Source organism: Bradyrhizobium erythrophlei, from assembly GCF_900142985.1.
Classification (GTDB): Bacteria; Pseudomonadota; Alphaproteobacteria; order Rhizobiales; family Xanthobacteraceae; genus Bradyrhizobium; species Bradyrhizobium erythrophlei_B.
The window spans coordinates 5,753,151-5,776,274 of the sequence record NZ_LT670849.1 but is presented as its reverse complement, the minus strand read 5'-3'; the positions used below and the strand labels follow the sequence as shown (position 1 = coordinate 5,776,274).

General features: G+C 62.0%; 23 protein-coding genes. 10 read left to right on the top strand and 13 right to left on the bottom strand.

Features of this window, described 5'->3' with window-relative positions; translation table 11 throughout:
- Positions 1-163 precede the first annotated feature (163 nt).
- The 3 genes from BUA38_RS27535 to BUA38_RS27525 form a co-directional block, all read right to left on the bottom strand.
- Positions 164-880, bottom strand: coding sequence for an outer membrane protein (locus BUA38_RS27535; protein ID WP_072822911.1), 717 nt, complete (start codon positions 878-880; stop codon positions 164-166).
- 289 nt (positions 881-1,169) lie between these two features.
- A complete protein-coding gene (locus BUA38_RS27530) occupies positions 1,170-1,622 on the bottom strand; it encodes a hypothetical protein (protein WP_072822909.1) in 453 nt (150 codons plus the stop codon).
- A 159-nt stretch (positions 1,623-1,781) separates the two neighbouring features.
- Positions 1,782-2,069, bottom strand: coding sequence for a His-rich protein BRANT (locus BUA38_RS27525; protein ID WP_072822907.1), 288 nt, complete (start codon positions 2,067-2,069; stop codon positions 1,782-1,784).
- Between the two features lie 493 nt (positions 2,070-2,562).
- Between BUA38_RS27525 and BUA38_RS27520 the strand changes: the two genes are divergently transcribed.
- Positions 2,563-3,108: a tetratricopeptide repeat protein gene (locus BUA38_RS27520; protein ID WP_072822905.1), complete on the top strand. Its 546-nt coding sequence runs from the start codon at positions 2,563-2,565 to the stop codon at positions 3,106-3,108.
- A gap of 58 nt (positions 3,109-3,166) precedes the next feature.
- On the opposite strand, the gene BUA38_RS27515 is transcribed toward BUA38_RS27520, so the two are convergent.
- Positions 3,167-4,744, bottom strand: coding sequence for a S10 family peptidase (locus BUA38_RS27515; RefSeq protein WP_072822903.1), 1,578 nt, complete (start codon positions 4,742-4,744; stop codon positions 3,167-3,169).
- 186 nt (positions 4,745-4,930) lie between these two features.
- Between BUA38_RS27515 and BUA38_RS27510 the strand changes: the two genes are divergently transcribed.
- From BUA38_RS27510 to BUA38_RS27500, 3 genes are all read left to right on the top strand, one after another.
- Positions 4,931-5,710 (top strand): NAD kinase, encoded by a 780-nt coding sequence (locus BUA38_RS27510; protein WP_072822901.1) that lies wholly within the window; start codon positions 4,931-4,933, stop codon positions 5,708-5,710.
- A gap of 120 nt (positions 5,711-5,830) precedes the next feature.
- The gene (locus BUA38_RS27505; RefSeq protein WP_072822899.1) at positions 5,831-6,376 is read left to right on the top strand and encodes a response regulator; all 546 of its coding nucleotides are present in this window, start codon (positions 5,831-5,833) and stop codon (positions 6,374-6,376) included.
- An 18-nt stretch (positions 6,377-6,394) separates the two neighbouring features.
- Positions 6,395-6,970: an Hpt domain-containing protein gene (locus tag BUA38_RS27500; protein WP_072822897.1), complete on the top strand. Its 576-nt coding sequence runs from the start codon at positions 6,395-6,397 to the stop codon at positions 6,968-6,970.
- A gap of 135 nt (positions 6,971-7,105) precedes the next feature.
- Here the strand turns inward: BUA38_RS27500 and BUA38_RS27495 are convergent, their stop codons facing one another.
- The 4 genes from BUA38_RS27495 to folE all read right to left on the bottom strand — a co-directional run bounded on the left by BUA38_RS27495 (position 7,106) and on the right by folE (position 10,822).
- Positions 7,106-8,281, bottom strand: coding sequence for a DUF2336 domain-containing protein (locus tag BUA38_RS27495; protein WP_072822895.1), 1,176 nt, complete (start codon positions 8,279-8,281; stop codon positions 7,106-7,108).
- Between the two features lie 161 nt (positions 8,282-8,442).
- Positions 8,443-9,537: a transglycosylase SLT domain-containing protein gene (locus tag BUA38_RS27490; protein ID WP_072822893.1), complete on the bottom strand. Its 1,095-nt coding sequence runs from the start codon at positions 9,535-9,537 to the stop codon at positions 8,443-8,445.
- 109 nt (positions 9,538-9,646) lie between these two features.
- Complete coding sequence (gene hisI / locus BUA38_RS27485; protein WP_072822891.1) at positions 9,647-10,051, bottom strand: phosphoribosyl-AMP cyclohydrolase; 405 nt, start codon at positions 10,049-10,051, stop codon at positions 9,647-9,649.
- Between the two features lie 9 nt (positions 10,052-10,060).
- A complete protein-coding gene (gene folE, locus BUA38_RS27480; protein WP_072822890.1) occupies positions 10,061-10,822 on the bottom strand; it encodes a GTP cyclohydrolase I FolE in 762 nt (253 codons plus the stop codon).
- Positions 10,823-11,058: 236 nt separating this feature from the next.
- Here folE and BUA38_RS27475 point away from each other — a divergent pair, with 236 nt between their 5' ends.
- On the top strand, positions 11,059-11,550 hold the full coding sequence (locus BUA38_RS27475; protein ID WP_072822888.1) for an iron-sulfur cluster assembly scaffold protein: 492 nt from the start codon (positions 11,059-11,061) through the stop codon (positions 11,548-11,550).
- A gap of 27 nt (positions 11,551-11,577) precedes the next feature.
- On the opposite strand, the gene BUA38_RS27470 is transcribed toward BUA38_RS27475, so the two are convergent.
- Complete coding sequence (locus BUA38_RS27470; RefSeq protein WP_072826482.1) at positions 11,578-12,483, bottom strand: hypothetical protein; 906 nt, start codon at positions 12,481-12,483, stop codon at positions 11,578-11,580.
- A 235-nt stretch (positions 12,484-12,718) separates the two neighbouring features.
- Here BUA38_RS27470 and yidD point away from each other — a divergent pair, with 235 nt between their 5' ends.
- Together yidD and BUA38_RS37685 are read left to right on the top strand one after the other, a co-directional pair.
- Complete coding sequence (gene yidD / locus BUA38_RS27465) at positions 12,719-13,066, top strand: membrane protein insertion efficiency factor YidD (protein WP_072826481.1); 348 nt, start codon at positions 12,719-12,721, stop codon at positions 13,064-13,066.
- Between the two features lie 86 nt (positions 13,067-13,152).
- Positions 13,153-13,317 (top strand): hypothetical protein, encoded by a 165-nt coding sequence (locus BUA38_RS37685; RefSeq protein ID WP_172806099.1) that lies wholly within the window; start codon positions 13,153-13,155, stop codon positions 13,315-13,317.
- 70 nt (positions 13,318-13,387) lie between these two features.
- Here the strand turns inward: BUA38_RS37685 and BUA38_RS27460 are convergent, their stop codons facing one another.
- Positions 13,388-14,617: a hypothetical protein gene (locus BUA38_RS27460; protein ID WP_072822886.1), complete on the bottom strand. Its 1,230-nt coding sequence runs from the start codon at positions 14,615-14,617 to the stop codon at positions 13,388-13,390.
- Positions 14,618-15,994 (bottom strand): APC family permease, encoded by a 1,377-nt coding sequence (locus tag BUA38_RS27455; protein WP_072822884.1) that lies wholly within the window; start codon positions 15,992-15,994, stop codon positions 14,618-14,620.
- Between the two features lie 274 nt (positions 15,995-16,268).
- Here BUA38_RS27455 and BUA38_RS27450 point away from each other — a divergent pair, with 274 nt between their 5' ends.
- Both BUA38_RS27450 and BUA38_RS27445 read left to right on the top strand, forming a co-directional pair.
- Positions 16,269-17,564, top strand: coding sequence for an alpha/beta hydrolase (locus BUA38_RS27450; protein ID WP_072822882.1), 1,296 nt, complete (start codon positions 16,269-16,271; stop codon positions 17,562-17,564).
- Positions 17,565-17,620: 56 nt separating this feature from the next.
- Complete coding sequence (locus BUA38_RS27445; protein ID WP_072822880.1) at positions 17,621-18,079, top strand: hypothetical protein; 459 nt, start codon at positions 17,621-17,623, stop codon at positions 18,077-18,079.
- A 5-nt stretch (positions 18,080-18,084) separates the two neighbouring features.
- On the opposite strand, the gene BUA38_RS27440 is transcribed toward BUA38_RS27445, so the two are convergent.
- On the bottom strand, positions 18,085-19,269 hold the full coding sequence (locus BUA38_RS27440) for an MFS transporter (RefSeq protein ID WP_072822878.1): 1,185 nt from the start codon (positions 19,267-19,269) through the stop codon (positions 18,085-18,087).
- Between the two features lie 139 nt (positions 19,270-19,408).
- On the bottom strand, positions 19,409-20,530 hold the full coding sequence (locus tag BUA38_RS27435; RefSeq protein ID WP_156898751.1) for a hypothetical protein: 1,122 nt from the start codon (positions 20,528-20,530) through the stop codon (positions 19,409-19,411).
- 504 nt (positions 20,531-21,034) lie between these two features.
- On the opposite strand from BUA38_RS27435, the gene thrS reads away from it, so the two are divergent.
- A complete protein-coding gene (gene thrS, locus BUA38_RS27430; protein ID WP_072822876.1) occupies positions 21,035-23,074 on the top strand; it encodes a threonine--tRNA ligase in 2,040 nt (679 codons plus the stop codon).
- The last annotated feature ends 50 nt before the right edge of the window (positions 23,075-23,124 follow it).

Below are 23,124 nucleotides of genomic sequence, written 5' to 3'. Positions count from 1 at the left end.
TACAATAGCCGACAACTGACAAAAGTTTCGCGACAGCCCGAAAAAATTTTGACGGCCGGCTTTAGCCGGCTGAACGGCGCGCCAGAAGAACTAGCCAAAAGCAAAGAGGCCGGCGCGACGCCGGCCTCCTGTTGTAGTCTGGGAGCGTGAAACCAGTACCCGATCAATACTTGGCGACGACCGGACCACCCCATCCGAAGCGGTAGTTGATACCGAGCTTGACGGTGTGCTCGTCATCGCGGAAGCGCGAGCCGATGATCGGCGCCGGACCGCTGGTGAAGGTGGTGCTACCGAAGTTGTAGTACTGGTACTCGCCTTTGATCGACCAGTTCGGCGTGAACATGTATTCGACGCCAGCGCCGACGGTGTAGCCATCTCGGTGATTGCCGTCGGTGGTGAAGCCAACCGGCGTACCGTTGGTGGCCACGCCCAGAAGATTGTCATTGCCGCGCCAGGCATAACCACCCTTGGCGTAGAGCAGCGTCGGCCCGAAGGCGTAGCCGAGACGGCCGGTCACCGAACCTAACTGGTCGGTGTTGCCGGTCACGACGGTGCCGCCCGGGAAAACGACGCCATTGCCGCTGTTGCCGGTCAGCCAGCTATACTGGGCCTCGGCACCGATCACCCAGTTTCCGGCAAACTGATAGTCGAAGCCGCCCTGGACGCCGCCGAGGAAGCGGGCATCGCTGCCCTGGAGGTTGTTGCCGCCCGGGAACGCGCCGCCGATGTGGCCGCCGAGATAAAAGCCGGTCCAGTTATAAATAACCTCGGGCGCCTTATACACCGGAGCCTTGGTGTAGGTCCGCGCCGGCATGTCGGCTGCGAAGGCAGGAGCCGCAAACACCGCACATGCGACCGCGCCGAGCAGAATCTTTCTCATGGAAGTTCCCCGTTATCGTATCGATCGACAACAACCAAACAACGTGGCGTCAATTTGGTTGCTTCGTGGCACCGCAAAACACGTTCTTTTTCGTGATTTTGCAGTGGCAACACGCAGCGTTTTGTTCCGCGTCCGGCTGCTTTTCCGCAGCAATCTTTCGATTTTGTCTCTGGATGCGGCCCAAAGGTTCAGCGTCGGGAACACCACTCGCCGAAATGTGATGAAACCGCCTGGTTTGAGAGCTTTTTTCGGCCGGTTTTTTATTGTGTCCAAGCCGGTTCCGGCGGCCTTACCGCGTCATCTTTTCCATCTCGGGGAATGGCGACATCACGACGCCCGTGCAGAGTTCGCCGCCTTTCTCGATCATGCGGTCGAGCCGGCCGCTGAGGAACACCACCGCCCTCTCGCGCGGTTCGCGATAGCTGCCGTCGGACTCGCGCGCCGAAAAACGCAGGCATGTGATGTAGCGCATCTTGCCGTTGACATCGCGCATGACAGGCTCTCCCAGCGCAGCGTCACGCACGCCGACCGGATTGTTGAGGTAGGTCCTCAGGAATGCCAGCAGCTCGGCGCGGTAGTTAGTCGGGGCGTATTGCGGCGGATCCTTGCTGTCGCCAAACAGACTGAAGCTTCGGCTTTCATCGCCACCGGCGCAGGCCGCAAGCGCGATCGGCAGCATCAGGACCGCCAGGCGCTTTGCCGAAATTGCCAACCGCCGCGTCCCCTGTGTCTGCAAGCCCATCGCTGCGATTTCTAGCCGTTCCGAAAATGAAGGGAAATAGCATTTTGAAACCGCGCTTTACAAAAGGCGACCGGCCCAGCACCACTTGCGTGGCGTGGGCCGGACCTGAAATCCCGAAAGCGCGGCGGGTAGAGTGACCGCCGCGTTTCGTGGATCACCTCAGCCGCGCTTGGCGGGGTGCGAAACATGCTTGGCTGAGAATTTCTGGGTCTTGTGAAGCTTCACCGCCACCTTGTGGCTGCGATGCATCTTGTGGACCCGGTGATGCTTGTGATGGCGCATGTGATGATGGCCACGGCCCATCTTGGCGTTCGCGTTCAGCGGATTCTTCTTCACCGGGGTCACGGTGGCGGACTTGGTCGCCGGAGCCTGCGCAGTGCTCGCGGCAATCGCCGGAGCTGCAAGAACCGAGACGGCAAGCAATGCGGCGGAAATGGTCTTCAACATGGGAAGCTCCTCTCGAAAGGGATCTCGGAGGGTGCCGGCCGGATGACCGGTCTCGTCGATCGTTGGTGTGACCTTACGAATCGCCCGCTGAACCCATCCTGAAGTGAGACCGCGGCGTTCATTCATCTCGATGAACCACCGTTCAGCTTCTCCTGGAGAAAAGAAATCACGCCAGCGTGTTCTGGCGCCGATCCTGCGTCAGGCTATCGGCCCGAAAAATTCCCGAAAACCGCAAAAAAATGTCGCTGGAATGATCGCAAACTGCAGGTGTTCAATTCGACGGGCGCTGGTGGTCCGATTCTAACATTCGCTTCCCTTCTCAGCGTGCACTGTTGCGAATGTTAGAATCATAGGGACCACCAGGAAAACATAAGCTTCTAGTGGAGTTCAGGATTTGACATTCGCGTTACGAACTCGCGACCAGGCTGATAGCGTATGTCAAATCCACTCCACTAGGTGTAGGCTTGCCCTAGAATTCAATCAGGAGAGACGCATGACAAAGACTGCGATCCGGCTTTTGACCCTGGCGATGTATGCGACCGCGATGGTGGCGATGCCGATGGTCAATTCGGCCAAGGCTGCTGGCAGCGATACCCCCTCACCGCCAGCCGATTCGTCCAAGGACAAGAAAAAGAAGAACGACAAGAGCTCGAGCATCGACGATCCGAAGTTCCTCGATGGCTATCGCGCTGCCTACACCACGATCTACGATCGCCACGACTATGCTGCCGCGATCGCGCAGCTGAAGGCGCTCGGCCATGACAACGTCGCCGACGTTGCCAACCTGATCGGCTATTCCTACCGCAAGCTCGGCGACTACAAGGTTTCGCAGGTGTGGTACGAGCGCGCGCTCCAGGCCGACCCGAACCATGTCCGTACCTGGCAGTATTACGGCCTGTGGCAGCTCGAACAGGGCAACCGCGAATCCGCCCAGTACCACCTCGGCCGCATCCAGCAGATCTGCGGCACCGACTGCGCCGAGTACAAGTCGCTGGCGATGGCCCTCAACCAGCCGGCCGGCACTGGCCTCGTTTACTGATCTCATCCGTTGCGAAACTAAGATGGCGCAGACATGCTCTGCGCCATTTTCTTTTGCCCTATTCGTCTGATTTCATCAGCGCCTCGGCCTCGGTCCGAAAGGCCCGCCGCGAGGCTTCGCGCGAATAGAACATGTGTCCGCCAGGATAGACCACGAGTTTCACCCGATCGGCCGAGGCATAAGCAGGCAACTGGTCGAGCCGGGTTTTCGATCCGAAATAGGGTGTGGTGAGATCGAACAGGCCGTGTCCGATCAGGAGTTTCAGTTTCGGATCGAGCGCGAGGATATGCCTGACATCGGGCATCGATTGAACCTCGGTCCTCCCGCCTCCGTAATCCCAGGACAGCGACCGGTTCAGTAGCCGGTAGGGCCCGTCCGGCCGCCATTTGAGCGTGCGCGTGGTGAGATCGACCGCGGCAGTCGTCAGCGGCGCAATCAGCGTATCGCCGGAGGGGTCGTCGAAATAGCTGCGGCTTGATTCCGGGTCTGGATCGAAGCCCAGCACCGAGCCGTCGTAACGGCCGGTCACCTTGCCGTCGCGGCGATCGAACTCGCGGCGAAACTCCGAAATGCCAAGGCGCCCGGCGAGCCGGCGCGTCACGACCTGATCGATGCCCGTCAGCGCCGAAACGCGGTCGGCCAATCGCGTCGTGGCTTCCTTGTCAGCCTGGCCTTTGAGCAGATCGGTGACGAACTCGCCGCGCGCGTATGTCTCGACGTCGGCCATGTCGGCGCGCGTGACCGGGTGCCTGGCTTCGCGCGCAATCGCGGCCATCGAAGGCAGGCTGGTGACATATTGCAGGAGACTTGCACCGTCGATATCGCGGAAATCGAACGCTGGAGAAATCAGGATCAATCCATTGATGCCAACGCCCTGCTGGGTCTGCAATTCGCGCACCATCTTGGGGCCACGGATGCCACCATAGCTTTCGCCGACGATGAATTTCGGCGACAACAAGCGATCATATTTCTCCAGATATCGGCGAATGACGACCGCGAGCGCGTTGACGTCGCCATTGACCGTGAAGAAGTTCTTGTGAGCGTCGCCGTCACCGGACACGAAGCGGCTGTAGCCGGTGTCGACGGGATCGACGAAAACCATGTCGGTGAAATCGAGCCAGGTCTCCGCATTGGGCTTCAACTCGGGTGAAGCCGACGAAGTCGCGCCCTCGCCTTCGATCGGCAGCCGCCAGGGCCCAGCACAACCAAGCTGCAAATAAGCGGACGACGCGCCGGGGCCGCCGTTAAAGAAAAACGTCACCGGTCGCGAGCGCGGATCGGTGCCGTCCAACTGATAGGCCGTGTAGGCAATATCGGCCTGCGGATCGCCGCTTTGATTGAAAAGCCGGAGCAAGCCTGCGGTTGCCGTGAAAGAAAGCGTCCGGCCATTTGCGGTGATGGTTTGCTTGGTGGTGGAGTCCTCAGGCAACCGGCGCGTTTCGCCCGACGCCGACGTGTTGCCGCGCGAAGATGACGACCCCGCCCTCTGACTGCCGGGCAGCACAGGAGGCTGCGAAGCGCTGGCGCTTGGCGTCGATGACGGTTGTACCTGATTGGCGTCTTGCGCCTTCGCCCCGCTCGCCAGCGCCAACGGAAAAAGTGCCAGAATGCCAAAGACGGTGGCGCGAAATCTCATTTACTTTACTCCAGCTTTTCCGCTTTTCTCTCGCGGCGACAGGCTCTTTGGCACAGCAAAGCATGTTATTTCTTGGTAGCGGCCGATTTTAGCCGAAAACGGCGATAGTCCGTCAGTTGATCATCTCGACAACGGCTGCCAAGGTCGTTTAGACGACCACCCACTCACGGGACGCTTCACAATTTCATGACAACGACCAGGCCATATGACCGGATTGCCTTTGTTGCGAGCGCCAGCGCGGAAGCGCAGGAGGCGTTGACGGGGCTTGTCGCGGCCTACGGCAACCACGACCCCGCCGATGCGGACGTCGTGGTCGCGCTGGGTGGAGACGGCTTGATGCTGCAAACGCTGCATCAGCAGATGCACTCCGGCAAGTCCATCTACGGCATGCACCGCGGCACGGTCGGCTTTCTGATGAACGAATTTTCGCTTCATCACCTGCACGAGCGTCTGGCGGCGGCGCGCCAGACGCTGATCAATCCGTTGCTGATGCGCGCCACCGACATGCACGGCAACGTACACCTGCATCACGCCATCAACGAAGTGTCGCTGTTTCGCCAGACCTATCAGGCCGCACGTTTGCGGATTCTGATCGACGAACACGAACGCATGCCCGAATTGATCGCCGACGGGATTCTCGTGGCAACGCCTGCCGGCTCGACCGCCTATAACCTGTCGGCGCAAGGACCGATCATCCCGATCAACGGCGCGCTGCTCGCTCTGACGCCGATCAGCCCGTTCCGGCCGAGGCGCTGGCGCAGCGTGCTGTTGCCCAACACCGCCTTTGTCGTCCTCGAAGTGCTCGAAGGCGACAAGCGCCCGGTGGCCGCCGTGGCCGACCACGACGAGGTCCGCGATGTCCGCCGCGTCGAGGTCTTGACCGACAAGACCATCTCGATGCGGATGCTGTTCGATCCCGGCCACAGCCTCGACGAACGCATTCTGCGCGAGCAGTTCACCTACTAATCAGCCGCTAAATCTGCTTGGCGTGGCCCTTGATCGCAACCATTCCTTAACGCGGGATGGATATGGTTAACGGCACGTATACCAGCGTTTTGCGGGTTTGCGTGTCCTGAGGGCACGGCCATGTACCGTATCGATTTCAACAAGCTCCGATTCCTCATTTGCGACGACAATCCGCATATGCGCCGCATCCTGCGCACCTTGCTGCATTCGTTCGGCGCACGCGAAGCTTATGAGGCAGAGGACGGCGCCACCGCGCTCGAAATGTATACGCACTATGTTCCGGACATCGTCATCACCGACTGGGCGATGCCGATCTTCGACGGACTCGAGCTTGCGCAGATGATCCGGCAGCCGGAATCCAAGGGCAACCCCTACGCGCCCATCATCATGCTGACCGGCCATTCCGAGAAGCGACGCGTTACGGTCGCTCGCGATGCTGGCGTCACCGAATTTCTCGCCAAGCCGATTTCCGCCAAGGGGCTGTATCAACGCATCCTCAACGTCGTCGCCAATCCGCGTCCGTTCATCAAGACCAAGACCTATTTCGGCCCCGACCGCCGGCGCAACACCAATGGCGCCTATATCGGGCCCGAGCGCCGCGGTGGCGGCGAGTTCGAGGTCCTTCAGCAGCCTTCGCTGCTCGACAAGGCCCGCTCCGGCGTCTAGCAGGGAAAATCGCAAGCCATGGCGAACAGCAAATCCGACATCGAGATCAAGAAATTCGCCGATCATCACGTGATCACGCAGCCCAACCCGCTGCGCAAGGTGTTGCGACGCGTCGCCGACGACGACATCGACGATCCCATCGCGCGGGCCGAGAAAGCGCTCGCCGAAATGTCGGGCGACTTCAAGGACTGGATGGTCGTCGAATCCGAACGCTTGTCGGCCGCTTATGCCGCGATCCTTGCGCAGGGCTTCTCGGAACCTGCGCGCGGCGAACTGTTCCGCGCCGCCCATGACATCAAGGGCGATGCGGTCACTTTCGGCTTCCCGCCTGCGGGTGCCGTCGCCGAAAGCCTCTGCCGGATCATCGAACATGCGCCCGATCTGTCGCGGGTGCCCACTGAGCTGATCGACCACCACGTCAAGGCGATCGAGGCGATCGTGTGCGAGCGCACCAAGCTCGACACGATCAGCATGGCGAGCGAACTCAGCCGTCGCCTGCGCGGCGTCGCCGATGAATATCTCGCGCGCGTCAACCGCGACCGGCCCGAGCATCTCGAGGCCATCATGGCGCCGAGCATCGTTCCGGCGGACTAAGGCCATCGGTCGTCCCCACGCAAGCGAGGACCCATACGCCGCAGCTCATCAAATTGGGCAATCTGGCCGACGATCTCTGAAATAACCGGGCGCCGGCGCTTATGGGTCCCTGCATGCGCAGGGACACGAGGCAGGCTACGCTGCGATCAGGCCGTATGGCGCAGGGCCGAGCGCCTGCTCGGCCGCCAGCTCTTCGCAGAACAGACGCGCCTCTTCGCGCGCCGATTCCGTCGCAAAACGCCGGAGCAGAATCAACAGCGGCGCGGCGGCGTCGAGATCGGCCTCGCACTGAGTCAGGACGCGCTCGACCATGCGCCGGCGCAAGCGCGCCGCACCGGCAAGGGTGTCAGTGAAGCCGGTTTCGTGAATCACTTCGATGGCCGCACGGAACGCTGCGAATGTCGATTCCGGCAGGCCCGCGCGTTGCAGCAGCGCCACCAGGCTGGCTTCGCCGCGATCGAACAGCAGCGAGGCGACGCGAGAACGCGGCAATCCCGACAACTCGGCGAGCGCAGCCTCGAATAGTTCAAGATTGCCGGACAGCAGCGCACGCAGGATCAATCCGGCGGTAAGTTGCGAGGTCGCACGCAGATGCCTGATCAAGCCGCCCATGTCGTCGCCGCGCGAGGACGCGGCAATGCTGACGGTACAGCGATCGCGCGCCTCGCCCGCGACCCGCTCAGCGCGGTCGGCGCTCAGCCAGTTCTTGGCAACGACGAATTGCGCGAGCGTCTCCGACAATTTGGCGACCAGTGCGAGCCGGGTGGCGGCGGGCAGATCTTCCAGGACCAGCATCGATTCCCGGATCGCAGCGAGATGCCCGTGGCGTTCCACGATGCGGTCCCAGGAGAACGGCGCGAGCTCCGCATAGGCGTTTTCGATCAGTTCCAGCGCCGCGGCGGCGGTGCCGACTTCGGCGATCGCCGCACAGACGGAAGCCGGCAGATTGATACGACGGGCGACCGCGCATTGCGTCTCGCCATCGCCGGTCGCGACAATGTCGACGAGATCGGCATCGATCAGAAGCGGTGAATGTTCGAGGATGGGCAAGGCCACGGACGGCTGGTCAAGCGCAAGGGCCTGCACGATCGCCGCCGGCGCCTCGTGGCTGGCTACGAAAACGTCCGACATCGCCCGGCGCACCAGCGGCGACGGATCGTCGAGCAACATCAGAAGCGCGCCCTCAGCGGCCGCCCTGTCGTCCTCGGAAAGATCGGAGATGAGCCAGGCCCGCGCCAAAGCCCGCGTGGCTTCGGCGCGTTCGCCTGCGGGAGCGGTCTTTATCCAACTAATGAACTGCCGAACGATCATTGCCCTGCCGGCTTACGCAAAAACCTCTGGCGCCCTGTTGTTGCGCCAATGCAAGACAAAATAAACCACGACGCTTAACAAAGCGTTCACTATAACCGGCTGGTTTTATTGACCTTTTGTTAAGGCCTGCGGCGCTCAGAACCTGCCGTGCCGTCGAACGGCTAACCGGAGAACGTCCCGCTGCGATCGCTGAAGAGATCGAGCCCGCCTCCGGAAGTCGCGGCCGACAGCGCCGCAACTGCGGCAACCGGCGCTGTTGAGCCCGAAGACGCCGGCGGATCGGAGGTGAGCGAAGCGGAATTGCCCCAGAGTTCACGCACCGCTTGCGACACCGGCTGGGCGCGTACGCCATCCTGAAACAACGAGCGGAACACCGGGCTCGACGGCGCGGCATCCGATGACGTCGAGGCTGACGCTACCGTAATCGGCGCGACGGAGCCGACCGCCGTAGCTGGTGCGGCGGTTCGCGTGTCCGGGAAAGTCGAAAGGTATGTCGCCGTGGCTACGCCAGGCGTGGCCTGCGTGCTTGGCGCAGCGCTTGCGACCGCTACCGTTGGCTTGACGATATCGCCACCAACGGAAGCCATCGCGCTTTGGGTCGCTTGAGACGACGCAGCGCTGGCGTAGCGCTGCTGGAGCACCGAATAGACCTCGGAGACGCTGCGCGCCCGGCCCGTCACGCGGTCGTAGAAGATCGAGCGGTTGGCGGCGGCCGCATTCGGAAACAGCCGCGCGGCGGAAGCTTGCGGATTGTCCTCGGCATTGGCGATCAGCTTGGCAGCGCCGCCGACGCCCATGAAATGGGCCATGTAGAGTTCGCTGTCCGACGGACGGCGGCCGATCATGCCGGTCAGCTTGAAACTGTTAGTCTGGGTGAGTGCAGCGGCCATCTCGGAAGCGACCGTCGGATCGTCGCGCAGCTTCATGATCGACTTGCGCGTGGTGGGGTCCGACACCGAGTAGGTGCCGTCGGAAGACTTGCTGATCTGGTCAGCATAGTTGCCATAGCCCAGCTGGGCGCCCGCTTCCTTGACGGTGGCAAGCCAGGTCTGGTCGATGAATTGAAACAACCCATGGGCCGACGAGGTCGACGCGCCTGAGGTCGGATTGAAATCCGATTCCATCTTGGCCGTCGTCAGCAGATATTGAAAGCTCATGCCGCTCGAGGCGGCGGCCTGCTTGATCGCGCCGGCCACGCGCACGCGTGCGGGATCGACACCTGCCGTAGCTGTGGCGTTGGATGTGTCGGCCGACATTCTCCGGTCTCCGCTCCCCGCGAAACGACCCACGCAAAATGCTGAAGCGCAGGCTCCCACCAGCCCCTCAGCCTGACCTGACACTGCGGTGATTATGGTTAAGGGAGGGTTAAGAGGTTCCTGCCGCATCGACGAACGACAGCCGCGCGCCGCCATCCGCCCCCTCGACCTTGCGGTAGAAACAGGAATGCCGCCCGGTATGACAGGCCGCACCCGTCTGCTCGACGCGAATCCAGACCGCGTCCTGATCGCAGTCCGTGCGCATTTCGACCACGCGCTGGACATGGCCGGAGGTCTCGCCCTTGCGCCACAGCGCCTGGCGCGAGCGGCTAAAGTACCAGGCCTCGCCGGTCGCAATCGTCTTGCGAAGCGCCTCCTCGTTCATGTGCGCAACCATCAGCACTTCCGATGTCGCCGCATCGGTAGCGACACAGGTGACGAGACCGCTGGCATCGAATTTGGGCCGGAACGACAGCCCTTCTTCAATGTCGTTGCTATCGGATGATGTGGACACTTAAGAGACCTAGCGATGCGGCGCGCGCACCATGGAAAGAAACCGCTCCTGCTCCGCCGGATTATCGCGGAACATGCCGGTATAGCGGCTGGTGAAGGTCGTCGCGCCGTGCTTGGCGACGCCGCGGACCGACATGCAGGTATGCTCAGCCTCGATCAGAATGGCGACGCCGCGCGGCTTGAGAATCTCGTCGATCGCCGCCGCAATCTGCGCGGTGAGATGTTCCTGGGTCTGCAAGCGCCGGGCAAAGATATCGGTCAGCCGCGCGAGCTTCGACAGCCCGACCACGCGCTCGACCGGCGTATAGGCGATGTGCGCGCGGCCATAGAACGGCATCATGTGATGCTCGCATTGCGAGGTGAATTCGATGTCGCGCACCAGCACGAAGTCGTCATAGCCGGCCGTCTCACCAAAGGTGCGGTTGAGCACCTCGGCCGGGCACTGGTGATAACCCTGGTACAATTCGTCGAAAGCTTCGACCACGCGGCGGGGCGTGTCCAACAGCCCCTCGCGTCCGGGATTTTCGCCGATATAGCTGAGAAGCGTGAGCACTGCGGCTTCAGCTTCGGCGCGCGACGGCCGGGGCTGGTCGGCGCGGACGGCGGCAGCCATGAATTCGGAAGGATCGAGTTCGGCGGGCCGGTCTACCGGACGCTCGGACGGCTTCACATCGGAAGTTTTAAGATCAGAAGTCTTAAGATCAGAAGTCTTAAGATCAGAAGTCTTGCCATCGGCAGTCTTGGGGCGAAGGGATTTAATCAATGCGTCCATGTCAGCTCCGTTCGACCGGTCGATGAGACCGGAGTGTCACCGGCAGACGGGGCGGCCATGCCGCCGGGCGCCTGAGTCCCCCCAACAGATATGCTTTTCGGTGGCCAATGGGTACCGGGTTCGGACCACCGGGAAAAATGGCGGGGTGTATTTCCACCAGTTCCGACCATATATAGGACCATGGGCGGGGGCCGCCAAGGGCAGGCCCCCGCGGCCAGATCGGAAACTATCAGCCTATGCTAAACGACGTCTACAACAAGCGGATCATCGAACTCGCCGGCAATATTCCCCGATTAGGCCGCCTGCCCTCACCCGATGCCACCGCCACAGCCCACTCAAAGCTTTGCGGGTCAACGGTGAAGGTCGACGTCAAGATGGACGGTCCCATCGTCACCGACTTCGCCCATGATGTGAAGGCCTGCGCGCTTGGCCAGGCCTCGTCCTCGATCATGGCGTCCCATGTGATCGGCTCGACGGCGAGCGAATTGCGCGAGTTGCGCGAGACCGTTCGCAAAATGCTCAAGGAAAACGGCAAGCCGCCGGAGGGCAAATGGGCCGATATCGCCCTGCTCGAGCCAGTGCGCGACTACAAGGCGCGGCACGCCTCGACGATGTTGACCTTCGACGCCGTGGTGGACGCGATCGGCCAGATCGAGGCCAAGGAAACTGATACGGCAACCGGCAACAACGCCGCCGAGCCCAAGGCCTCGCAGCCGGCTTCGGCTTAAAGGACGATCCTCATTTCATAGGTTAGGCTACTGCGCCGGCGCTGCCGCAACGCTGGCCGTGGGCGCGAGCACTTCCGCGGTCCGGGTCGACTTCCCAGCCGGCGTCGCCGCATCGTTCATCGCGGAGCTTGTGAAGCGATCCTGAAGCGGCTTCGTCGCCATCGCCACGCCCTGCGTGACCGACGCGCCTGTCGACGGCAGCAGTTCGGCGATCGCGTCCGTGGTGACGAGATTGGTCAGCCGCAATTCTTCGCGTGACAGTTCATGCAATTCTTCCCAGGGCGGAACGCTGAGCGACAGCGCCAGCAGGTCGCCACCGCCGCCCATCTCGATGGTGTATTTGGCAAGCCGCCCGATATCGCGCTCGACAATCATCAGATCTTCGGCGGAATAGGTCGCGGCCCGCGCATCGTCGGCGCGGTCGCCCATCCAGATCTGATGCACCCGCACGTGCGCGGCCTCCGGCACGTAGCGCGATTTGCCGGACAACAGCAGGAAGACGCACATCGACTCGCAATAGGCCTCGGGATCGATCGCGCCACGATCGCCTTGCGTGGTGCGGGTTCGAATGCTGGTTCCGACCGTCGTCATCAGGCCCAGGGTGCGAAAGCGGCGGCCGAGCGCGATCGAGTCGTTGACCGAGCCACCGCTGGAATCCAGAACGATGGTGGCGCTGCGAAGATCGCGCCCTTGCGCAAAATCGTCAAAATCCTTTGGGGTCTCCGCGGTCACAATGCCGACCGCGCTAATCCAGCCGCCGCAATGCGGCTGGCAGGCGACCCAACTGAATTGCATCGGCAGCTTGCGCTCTTCGAGCGTTACTCCGGCGTGAGCCGGACCGCCAAGCATGGCCAGCATGCCCGGCACCGCGAGAGAGAGGGCCGCAACGATCAATACCGCGCAGACGCGGAAACGAAGTCTGACGAGTTTCAATTTGATCCCTTCCCCGCAATCGCCGAAAGGCGGCTGCACCGGTTCAACTCGAAAACGATTCTGTCATCCCCACGTCAAGAAACGTAAACGGAGTTGACGGAATCGTCCATAGAACCTTTGTTGCGCCGCCGCACAAACCGTTGATTTCTCTAAAACTGTGGCACAATTATTGGCGTGAACGAGTTCCATGCTTTGGAACCAAGCAATTGCCGCACAACAGCACAGCAAGCCGCCCATGAAGCATTCGCCGTTCAAACTGTCGGCACGTTGCGAGGACTGTTCGCGCAACGTCGAACGGCTGCCGCGACAGGCTGGGCGCGCCCTGATCTGGTTCTACCGGCATACCCTCTCGCCGCTCGTCGGCTACAACTGCCGGCATCTGCCGACCTGCTCCGTCTATGCGGACGAAGCTGTCGGACGCTTCGGGTTGTGGGCTGGCGGATGGATGACCCTGGCGCGGCTGTTGCGTTGCCAGCCGTTCGGCACCTCCGGCATCGACAACGTGCCGCTCGCAAAACCCGACGGCGCGCGCTGGTATCTGCCGTGGCGGTTCGGACGCTGGCGCGGCGTCAACGCGGGCTGACTGCGCCGCATCAAGCAATGTGCGCCGCGATAGCGGAACCCGAGCATTGCTCGCGGGTTAGCTTGATGTCCCGGAGGACATCAAGGATGCGCTGGAAAATAAAACCCAGTGGTCACGATCCCCGGCAGATCGATTTGTTGGCGGTCGTCGCGATGCTGATCGTCATCATCCTGGTCGGTCATTATTTGACCGTACACCCAAAACCTCACCCGACCAGCTTCGTTGAGCCGAGCCAGAACGTGCGCTGGTAGCGCGCATTCGTGTTTTCGCATGGTCTCGTCAGACCGCCACTACACACCTTTTCCGGATCGCGCCGGGCGCTCAGCGGAACCAGAAGAAACTGTGAGATGGCTCGACAAGTGGCGGCGATGGCCGAGGCTTGCGCGGACGCGGCTTGTGCGATGCAGGCGCCGGAGCAACCGGCTCAGTCGATGAGGTTGCGTCTGCCGTCACCGAACCATCGTCGGGCAAACGGACCGACAGCAGCAAGTTCGATTCGCGCGAACGCCAGCGATAGCCGATGCCGAAATCCATCGGCTGCGCCCGGCGGAAAAGCTCGGCATAGGATTGCTGATACCGTCCCGGGAACAAGTTGATCGGGCCGGCGTAATAGCCGAATGGAAAGAAGTGCCATTTCTTCGCGCTGAAAAGCCCGAGCGGAATTCCGGAATCGTCCTGAATGATGGTCGCGCTGTTGGCAAGAATGAAATCGCGCACGGTCGAGAAGCTGCCGGAATGCAGCAGGTATGAGGCGCTCTTGATCAGGCTCGAGCCCGGCGCAAGCGTGGCGCAGAACTTCAGGAAGCCGCTCGACCTGACGCCGGAGTCCGACAGGTCGGTCGAGAAATAATACAGCGTCTTGTCGACACCATCGCTGCCCGCAAACACGATACGCACGCCGCGCGTGGCATTGGCGCCGACGTTCTCGTTGGCGAAGAAGGCCGAGCCCTTGTCGTCGAGAGCCACCGTCGAAACATTCTTGATGGTCATGCCGGAGCGGGCCAGGAATACATAAAGCAACGGCAATGCGCCGTTGATTTGCCCCTCATGCAAGTCGGTTTTCATCTTCTTGGTGATGAAGAACGAGAAGCTCAGGATCGAACCGAGCGAATGCTCGACGTTCGAGAGCGCCGCGCCAACGCCACCGCGTGACAGTCTGGTCAAATCCGGCACCGAACCCGGCGGCTCAAGCGCGCTCAAGACATAGGTCGTGGCCTTCGGATAGAAGGCATTGGCGTAAAGGAAGTCCGGCCCCGAGAACATGTAGAACATGGTCGGCTTCGGCGCCGCGATGTTGGCCTCCGACCAGGCACGGACCTTCGAGATCTGGCGCTGATCGAGCTGCGTGAACGCCGAGTCGAAAAACCGGGCATGACGTTGCCAGGCCGGATCCTTGGTCAACGCTATCAGCGGCGAGTCGGCTGACGGCATCATGCCGGCAAGAAAACGCGCCGTGTCGTCAGGCGTGACCTCGGCGGCGCTGGCGGCGGCAAATGCGCCCGCCAGCCACATGACCGCCGCGGCGGCTGCGATTTTGAAGGTCCGGAACATCTATTTGCGACCTGCTGAGGCGATCGCAGCAGAGCCGGCGTCGTCCCGCTTGCGGAAAACGACGTAGATCAAAAGGCCAGAAATCATGATGAGAGCACCAAAAAAGGACTGCAGCGGCCGCTCGACGACAAGATAATACATCATGAAAAGGGTCACGAGCAGGAAAATTATGGGCGTGACCGGGTACCCCCAGGCGCGGTAGGGCCGCGGCAGGTCGGGCCGCGTGATGCGCAGTTTGATGACGCCGAGCACCGTGAAGAACGAACAGAACAGAAGCGCGAACTGGATGAAATCGAGCACCGCCTCGAAACTGCGGGTAAACAACATCAAGGTCGCGACCGCGAGCTGGAACAGGATGGCATAGGCCGGCGCGCCTTGGGACGATTTGCGGGCAAATACCTGCAAGGCAGGAATGTCCTCGCCCATCGTCATCATCACCCGCGGGCCGATCCACATCATCGCGCTGATCGAGGATATCAGCCCTATGCAGATCATCGCGCCGACGATACGGCCGCCGATCTCGCCGAACATGTAAGTGCCTGCAATGCGGGCAACGTCGATCTGGCCGGCAAGCTTGTCGATCGGCGCGGTATGCAGGAATACGGCGTTGAGCGCCACGTAGAGCACGAGAACGATCAACGTTCCCGAAAGCATGGCGCGCGGAAGATTCTGGCTGGCATCGCGCATCTCCCCGATGATGTAGGTCGCGGCATTCCAGCCCGAGAACGAATACATCACGAACACGAGCCCGATCGCGAACGGCGCGCTGGCGATATAACCGAGATCGCTGACCTGGGGTGCAAACGATATGTGTTGCGGCGTGCCGACGACAAAGCCTGCGATCAGGAATGCCGTGATCAGCACCACCTTCAGAATGGTCGCGATCATCTGGAACGTCGACGAATGCCGGACGCCGGTGAGCTGAACCAGCGACACCGCCCACACGATGCCCACGGCGAGCGAGAGCGGCGGTGCGTTGGGGGCGATCGCGCGACCATACTGCTCCAGCGCCATCGCGGCCAGCGCAACCGGCGCCGCAAAGCCGACGGTCGCCGAGACGAAGCCCGCGACAAAACCGAACGCGGGATGAAAGGCGCGGCCGAGGAAATTGTACTCTCCGCTCGAGCGCGGAAACATGGCGCCGAGTTCGCCATAGGAGAACACGCCGCACAGCGCGACGATGCCGCCGATGATCCAGAGCGCGAGGATCGCAAAGCCCGACGGGATGTCCTTGACCTGAAAGCCGAGGCTCGTGAAGACGCCGACACCGACCATGTCGGCCACGACGATGGCAGCGGCCACTCCCAGCGAGACCGTCGATCCGCTGGCGAGCCGGCCTTCCCACGTAGGTTCAGATGCCGCCATGTTCGCCCGCATTTCGGGCGTCATGCCCTGCCCCCGGTATCGTGCGGGGTGGGTTCGGCCAATTCAAGGACGCCACCCAAAAAATCTGAAAATGGCACTTTTAGGTGCCTTAATACCGAACATGGCCGGAAGCGGTGGATTTCTCGGGCCAAGCCCACAATCAGGACACGATTTCGTGTTGCCTGTTCGTGTTCCGGAAATGGGGAGAATTTCCGGAGGATTAACGTCACCGCAACACAAACGCGCTGACATCGGCCGGTTATCGGCGGTTGGGGCAAAGGGGTGGATGGTCGGGGCCAATCCGAAATCTGAAGTGTTGGGTCGTGCGAATCTGGCAGCCATGCCGGCATCGTCGCGCCACGCGTCTTCGCGCGCCCTCGCCTCGCGGCGTCTGCTCCCTCTTCTGACCATCCTCCTCCCGCTGTCGCTGACGCTCGCCCACTGTGGTCAGTCGCCGAGCGCAGCTTCACTCGCCGCCAATGTGCAGGGCTCGACCGACAGCTTCGAGGACCGTTTCCCAAAACCGCAATTCAAGGACCGTTTCCCGACCGCCGCTGAAAGTTTCCAGCAGCGCCCGGCGAACACAGCCGACGCGCAGAACCGGCGCGTGGTGCAGACCCAGCCTTATCGCGTCGCCTCGCTGGCGCCGATCGTGCCCTACCAGCGTTCGCAGCACGAAGACCAGACAGCCCTGATCGGCTTGAAATCGTCGGCCTTCCCCTATTACGGCAACAATCCGCGCAGCGATGCCCCCTTCCTGAACGTCTCCAACGGCGACCGCCGCGGCCACCGCAGCTATTCGGGCCGCGTGTTCTGGCAGGATGAGACCTTCAACGACAACCGCGTGCTGATGCACGTGCCCCAGCATTTCGACGTCAACAAGCCCGGCGTCATCGTCGTGTTCTTCCACGGCAACGGCGCGACGCTGGAACGCGACGTCCGCGACCGCCAGCGTGTACCGCAGCAGATTTCGGAATCCGGCGCCAACGCCGTCCTGCTCGCGCCGCAGCTTGCGGTCGATGCGGCAGATTCCAGCGCCGGCAAATTCTGGCAGCCCGGCGCGCTCAAGCGCTTCATCAATGAATCGGCCGATCACCTCGCGCAGCTCTATGGCGATCCAAACGCGGCAAAGACCTTCGCCAATATGCCGATCGTGATTGTCGGCTATAGCGGCGGCTTCGTTCCGACCGCCTACAGCCTCGACGTCGGCGGCGTCGGCAATCGTGTCCGCGGCGTGGTGCTGCTCGACGCCGTCTATGGCGAGCTCGACAAGTTTGCCTCCTGGATCGCCAGCAATCGCTCCGGCTTCTTCGTCAGCGCCTATACGCATTACACCCAGCGGCGCGATCAGGAGTTGATGCAGATGATCCGTGACAAGGGCGTCGCCGTGTCCGACGACATGGACGGCCCCTTGCGGCCCGGCAGCGTCGTTTTCGTCAAGACGCCGGACGGCGTGACGCATCGCGACTACGTCACGCATGCGTGGACCGACAAGCCGGTGCGTGAAGTGCTGGCCAAGATGTCGTTGACACCGTCGCTGACGCGGCTTGCGTCGAGCAATAGCGAAACTTCAAGCCACTAATCTCCGAAGCCCCGCGGCCCGCAATTCAACCACACTCAACGCCTACGGCTGGCGCCATGTGGAAAGCGCTTTGGCAAAAATGGACCATCGATAGACCGGCAGCCTTCGGCGAGATGCTGTGGGACGTCCTGGTGGTGCAGTTCGCAGCCTTCCTCGACAAACTGACGCTGCGGAGAATTATCGCGCTTATTCCCGTCGTCCTTGTCATTTGGGCCACCGTGCACCGAATCCCGATCCCGCCGGAATTGATGCTCGTCGGGGATGCCCTGGCCTACATCGACGTGCTCTCCGTGCTTCTCCTGGTCAGCATCTTGGGTCGCGTATCCACGATGTTATTCATGGCCCGACAGGCGATGGCGCGTGTCACGTGGCTGGCAAATTGCATCGTGGAAAGCGCGCGGCGGCTTGATTTCCGTCACAGGCGTGACCGGCGCGTCAGGCATCGGAAACGGCTGCGCGGCCGAACCAGGGATGACGACGAGCCGGCTGCCACAAGCGATCTCGCCTGGGCGTAAACCAGCTAGCTGACTGAGGACTTCGGCAAATTCCGCGTCAGGATGACCGTCGTGAGCGCCAGCGCGACAAAGCCAGCTCCCGCATAGCCGATGCCGTACAGCAGTTCGTGCGCATAGAGTAATCCGCCGATCCCCGACCCGATCGCCTGCCCCACATACAGAAACGACGTATTGAGCGACACCGACGCGGAGGCCAACTGAGGCGCGGCGGTGACGAGGCGTACCTGCTGCATCGAATTGCTTGAAGCAAAGCCGAGGCCCCAGATCGCTGCCGAAGCCGCCATCAGCCAATAGAAGCCTGCGGAGAATGCCCAGCCGGTGATGCCCGCCAGCACCAGCGCGATGCACAGCAACGATGTTTTCAGCGCGCCCCAGGAGTCGACGATATTGCTGACGACCACAATTCCGATAAAGCCGCAGACGCCGTAGATCGCAAAGACAAGTCCAACGGCGTCCGGCCGCACCTGGGTCAACCTCGACAACACAGGACCCATATAGGTGAACACGGCGAACTGGCCCGACATCAGAAGCGTCGTGATCGCGAGCAGCACGACGATCACCCGGTTACGCCCGAGTTCGGCCCAGGTCTTGAGGTCGACCGGCGCGCCCCTGAGGCCGCCGGGCAATCTCCACAGCAGCAACAGGAAGCTCAGCGCCCCGATCGCGCTGACGCCGCCATAGGCCGCGCGCCAGCCGTAGCGGCTCGCCATGAAGGTAATCAACGGCAATCCGATCGCCGCGGCCAGCGACCAGCCGAGAAACACATAGGCGATCGTGCCGCCGCGTTTCTCCACCGGCACGATCAAGGCGGCCGTGCCTGCGGCCTGTGGCGTATAGAGCGCGCCGATCGCCAGCATCACAAGCCGCAGGACCAGAAGCGTCGTGTAGCCGGGCGCAAGAGCCGAAGCGGCATTGCCGAGCGCCATCACCGCGAGCGTCACCGTCAGCAACGTGCGGCGCTCGATCCGGCTGGTGAGCCAGGCGGTCAGCGGCGAGCCGATGCAAAGCACGAGCGCGCCGAACGTGACCAACAGACCGGCGGTATGCACGGTGATGCCGAGGTCCGAAGACAGTTCGATCAACATGCCCGCCGGCGCCAGGATCGTCGATCCCGTGACGAGATTTCCGAACATCAGCGCGGTTGGCGCGAAGCGGCGATGGATCGGCGTGTCGGGCGCGAGATTTTTCATGCAATCGCATCTAGGCCGTAGGCGCGCCGATGGGAAGGACGGCATCCGAATTATTTCGACGCCGCGCGAAGTCCATGAAAGAAAGTCGCGTGCGCCATGAGAGAAAGTCGCCGGGCATCCGGCGCCGGCGAAAGGCGCGCTACTTCGAGGCCGCCTCGCTGGAGTGAACGATCACAGCCCCTCTCGCCGGCGGGCAACTGGCAAGCAGGGACTCCATCGCATGAGCCCAGCCTTCGTTGGACAGTCTGGTGGTTTGCGGGATGGAGCGCCCGTCCGAGGCCAGCGATGTTTCGATGATTTCAGTCTGAGGCTGACCCACGAGCGATTCCAGCCGCGAATGTATCAATCGCATTCCCCATTGCTCGAAGCTGGAGCCGCCTCCGACACTCAACGGTCCGTTGAAATAGACCGGGCTTCCGCCGCCATGCGCGATCGCTACCAGCGCGCCGGCGCGCGTCGGCCGCTGGAAATCGAAGGAGAAGTTATCCGAATTGAAGCAGGTCACGCGCCATTGCAGCAGCCTGAAGGACGTATCGCCCGGCGTCTTGACGACGGCAATCTTGCGCACCGAGTTGAGCGCGTTGCTCTCAAACCTCCATGGCGTCTCAACGGCCTCGCGGCGATCGATGCCGAAGCGCGCGATCTCGTCGCGCGTCAGAACGTGGATGTCTTCGAACTTGATGGTTCTGGTGAGGGCAAGCAGCCCGGCGTCGATCCCCATTTTGGCGAGGTAGGCAGAGGCGACGCGATCGGCGCGCTCGCGGCCGCGTTGGTTGGCGGCGGCAATCGCGATGGCGTCCGGCTGGCCGCCACGAAAGTTGAGCACGACCTTGGGCGAGTGGATGGCGAGGATCGCATCCGGGGCGATCTCGTGAACGGCAGCACCCATGAACGCGTAGGGACAGGCCGAAGCGCAGATCGCACCGCTGGTGAAGAGATCGCCGTGCAATTCGCGGCCAGATTGTTTGAGCTTGACGCAGACGTCGCTGTCCTGCGCCTCGAACCCGCACTCCTGCACCATGGTCCGCCCGACCCGCGCAATCGAGGATTTGCCATGGAGAAAAGTCCCCATTGCGATGGCCTGATCGAGGTTGCCGCCCGGGGACGCAAAATAGATCGGCAGGTTGCGGTCGTGATGACGGTCGAGAAAAGCCCTGAACCGCGTTGCGGTGTCGGATTCCACCTTTCCCTCGACCTCGATCCAGCTATCGCAGCCGTGCCCGCAAGCATCCGCCGCGCCGTTGACGACGTAGAACGTCATGGGCGTTTCGCGCGGCTTGGGCGGCACGGGCCGTTGTTTTGACGGGGACGCCGACACCGCTCCGCAGGTCAGCGCACAGATCAAGGCAGTCGCAGCAACGGCACGCGCGTACATCGGAGCGAAAGGAAGCCGGTTGGAGAAAGCGTGGGCATGTCAAACTTAACAAGCCCGCAGCTACAAGTCTATGACACGTCAACTGAAGGGTGCGTTCTAGTGTCCCGGTTCTGACATTCGTATCTTGTCGCAGCGGGCACTTTTACGAATGTCAGAACCAAAGGAACACTAGCAAATATATGATTCTAGTGTGGCTTTGACTCTGACGTTCCTTTGAAGAGATCGCCGCGAAACCGAAAGGAACGTCAGCGTCGCCACACTAGGCCGATCACGATTTTCTGCCGATTTTCCAGGCTGCCACCAATTGCATCGCCCGATTCCCCTGCTATACCCCTTCCCGTTCCCGCTTACCTGCGCTCGTTCGCAGGAGTGAGCTTTGAGGAGACGAACATGTCCGACAAGAACCCGCCCGCATCGGGATTCCAATACAGCCTCACCAATCTGAAGCCGGCCGAGCCCGTGCATAAGGTCACCCTCACTTTCCCCGACGGCGCCCGGCGCGAATACCCCAAAAGCACCACCGGCCTTGAGATTGCCAAGGGCATCTCGCCTTCGCTCGCCAAACGCACCGTAGCGATGGCGCTGGACGGCGCGCTTGCCGATCTCAACGACCCCATTGAGGCCGATGCAAAGATCGAGCTGATTTCGCGCGAGGACCCGCGTGCGCTCGAACTGATCCGCCACGATGCCGCCCACGTGCTGGCCGAAGCGGTGCAGTCGCTCTGGCCAGGCACGCAGGTCACCATCGGCCCCGTGATCGAAAACGGCTTCTATTACGACTTCTTCCGCAACGAGCCGTTCACGCCGGAAGATTTCGCCGCAATCGAAAAGAAGATGCGCGAGCTGATCGCGCGCGACAAACCCTTCACGAAGGAAGTCTGGGACCGCGAAAAGACCAAGCAGGTGTTCCGCGACAAGGGCGAGAACTTCAAGGTCGAACTGGTTGACGCCATTCCGGGCAACGAGCCGATCAAGATCTACTTCCAGGGCGACTGGTTCGATCTTTGTCGCGGCCCGCACATGACCTCGACCGGCAAGATCGGCAACGCCTTCAGGCTGATGAAGGTGGCGGGTGCCTATTGGCGCGGCGATTCCAACAATCCGATGCTGACGCGCATCTACGGAACGGCGTTCGCCAAGCAGGAAGAACTCGACCACTACCTGAAGCAGATCGAGGAAGCCGAGAAGCGCGATCACCGCAAGCTTGGACGCGAGCTCGACCTGTTCCACTTCCAGGAGGAAGGTCCGGGCGTGGTGTTCTGGCATCCGAAGGGCTGGACCATCTTCCAGGCGCTGATCGCCTACATGCGCCGCCGCCTCACCGGCGACTACAGCGAGGTCAATGCGCCGCAGATCCTCGACAAGGTATTGTGGGAAACATCCGGGCACTGGGACTGGTACCGCGAGAACATGTTCGCCGCGCAGTCCGCGGGCGACGAGGCCGAGGACAAGCGCTGGTTTGCGCTGAAGCCGATGAACTGTCCGGGCCACGTGCAGATCTTCAAGCACGGCCTGAAGAGCTACCGCGACCTGCCGCTTCGACTTGCGGAATTCGGCGTCGTGCACCGTTACGAACCCTCGGGCGCCATGCATGGCCTGATGCGGGTGCGCGGCTTTACCCAGGACGACGCGCACGTGTTCTGCACCGAGGAACAGCTCGCCGAGGAATGCCTCAAGATCAACGAACTGATCCTGTCGACCTACGCCGATTTCGGCTTCGAGGGCGAACTGACCGTCAAGCTCTCGACCCGCCCCGACAAGCGGGTCGGAACGGATGCGATGTGGGATCACGCCGAGCGCGTGATGGCGACCGTGCTTCAGGAGATCAAGTCCCAGAGCAACCACATCCGGACCGAGATCAACCCCGGCGAAGGCGCATTCTACGGGCCGAAGTTCGAATATGTGCTGCGCGATGCCATCGGCCGCGACTGGCAATGCGGCACCACGCAGGTCGACTTCAACCTGCCCGAACGCTTTGGCGCGTTCTACATCGACGCCGACGGCTCGAAGAAGGCCCCTGTCATGGTGCACCGGGCGATCTGCGGCTCGATGGAGCGCTTCATCGGCATCCTGATCGAGCACTATGCCGGCAACTTCCCGCTTTGGCTCGCGCCAATCCAGGCGGTCGTGACGACCATTACCTCGGAAGGCGACGAATACGCCAAGGTGGTCGCGGCCGCGGCAAGGCGTGCAGGCCTTCGCGTCGAGATCGACCTGCGCAACGAGAAGATCAACTACAAGGTTCGCGAACACTCGCTGGCGAAAATTCCGGCGTTGCTCGTGGTCGGCAAGAAGGAAGCCGAGACCCATTCGGTCTCGGTGCGCCGCCTCGGCAGCGACGGGCAAAAGGTGCTGCCGACGGATGAGGCGATCGCCGCCCTGGTCGATGAGGCGACGCCGCCGGATGTGAAGAGGGCGCGATCTTCATAATCGCTCTAAAGAGCGCTTTCGCCGGGGCGCTCGCCCGCTTATCTCAAGAG

Bases quoted from the DNA above. Each gene is read 5' to 3' on its own strand.
- BUA38_RS27475 (WP_072822888.1), top strand. From the start codon at position 11,059: ATGCTAAACGACGTCTACAACAAGCGGATCATCGAACTCGCCGGCAAT.
- BUA38_RS27495 (WP_072822895.1), bottom strand. From the start codon at position 8,281: ATGATCGTTCGGCAGTTCATTAGTTGGATAAAGACCGCTCCCGCAGGC.
- BUA38_RS27535 (WP_072822911.1), bottom strand. From the start codon at position 880: ATGAGAAAGATTCTGCTCGGCGCGGTCGCATGTGCGGTGTTTGCGGCT.
- yidD (WP_072826481.1), top strand. From the start codon at position 12,719: ATGAAGCATTCGCCGTTCAAACTGTCGGCACGTTGCGAGGACTGTTCG.
- BUA38_RS27435 (WP_156898751.1), bottom strand. From the start codon at position 20,530: ATGACGTTCTACGTCGTCAACGGCGCGGCGGATGCTTGCGGGCACGGC.
- BUA38_RS27520 (WP_072822905.1), top strand. From the start codon at position 2,563: ATGACAAAGACTGCGATCCGGCTTTTGACCCTGGCGATGTATGCGACC.
- BUA38_RS27530 (WP_072822909.1), bottom strand. From the start codon at position 1,622: ATGGGCTTGCAGACACAGGGGACGCGGCGGTTGGCAATTTCGGCAAAG.
- BUA38_RS27445 (WP_072822880.1), top strand. From the start codon at position 17,621: ATGTGGAAAGCGCTTTGGCAAAAATGGACCATCGATAGACCGGCAGCC.
- BUA38_RS27490 (WP_072822893.1), bottom strand. From the start codon at position 9,537: ATGTCGGCCGACACATCCAACGCCACAGCTACGGCAGGTGTCGATCCC.
- BUA38_RS27500 (WP_072822897.1), top strand. From the start codon at position 6,395: ATGGCGAACAGCAAATCCGACATCGAGATCAAGAAATTCGCCGATCAT.
- BUA38_RS27525 (WP_072822907.1), bottom strand. From the start codon at position 2,069: ATGTTGAAGACCATTTCCGCCGCATTGCTTGCCGTCTCGGTTCTTGCA.
- BUA38_RS27505 (WP_072822899.1), top strand. From the start codon at position 5,831: ATGTACCGTATCGATTTCAACAAGCTCCGATTCCTCATTTGCGACGAC.
- BUA38_RS27510 (WP_072822901.1), top strand. From the start codon at position 4,931: ATGACAACGACCAGGCCATATGACCGGATTGCCTTTGTTGCGAGCGCC.
- thrS (WP_072822876.1), top strand. From the start codon at position 21,035: ATGTCCGACAAGAACCCGCCCGCATCGGGATTCCAATACAGCCTCACC.
- BUA38_RS27450 (WP_072822882.1), top strand. From the start codon at position 16,269: ATGGTCGGGGCCAATCCGAAATCTGAAGTGTTGGGTCGTGCGAATCTG.
- BUA38_RS27515 (WP_072822903.1), bottom strand. From the start codon at position 4,744: ATGAGATTTCGCGCCACCGTCTTTGGCATTCTGGCACTTTTTCCGTTG.
- BUA38_RS27460 (WP_072822886.1), bottom strand. From the start codon at position 14,617: ATGTTCCGGACCTTCAAAATCGCAGCCGCCGCGGCGGTCATGTGGCTG.
- folE (WP_072822890.1), bottom strand. From the start codon at position 10,822: ATGGACGCATTGATTAAATCCCTTCGCCCCAAGACTGCCGATGGCAAG.
- BUA38_RS27440 (WP_072822878.1), bottom strand. From the start codon at position 19,269: ATGAAAAATCTCGCGCCCGACACGCCGATCCATCGCCGCTTCGCGCCA.
- BUA38_RS27455 (WP_072822884.1), bottom strand. From the start codon at position 15,994: ATGCGGGCGAACATGGCGGCATCTGAACCTACGTGGGAAGGCCGGCTC.
- BUA38_RS37685 (WP_172806099.1), top strand. From the start codon at position 13,153: ATGCGCTGGAAAATAAAACCCAGTGGTCACGATCCCCGGCAGATCGAT.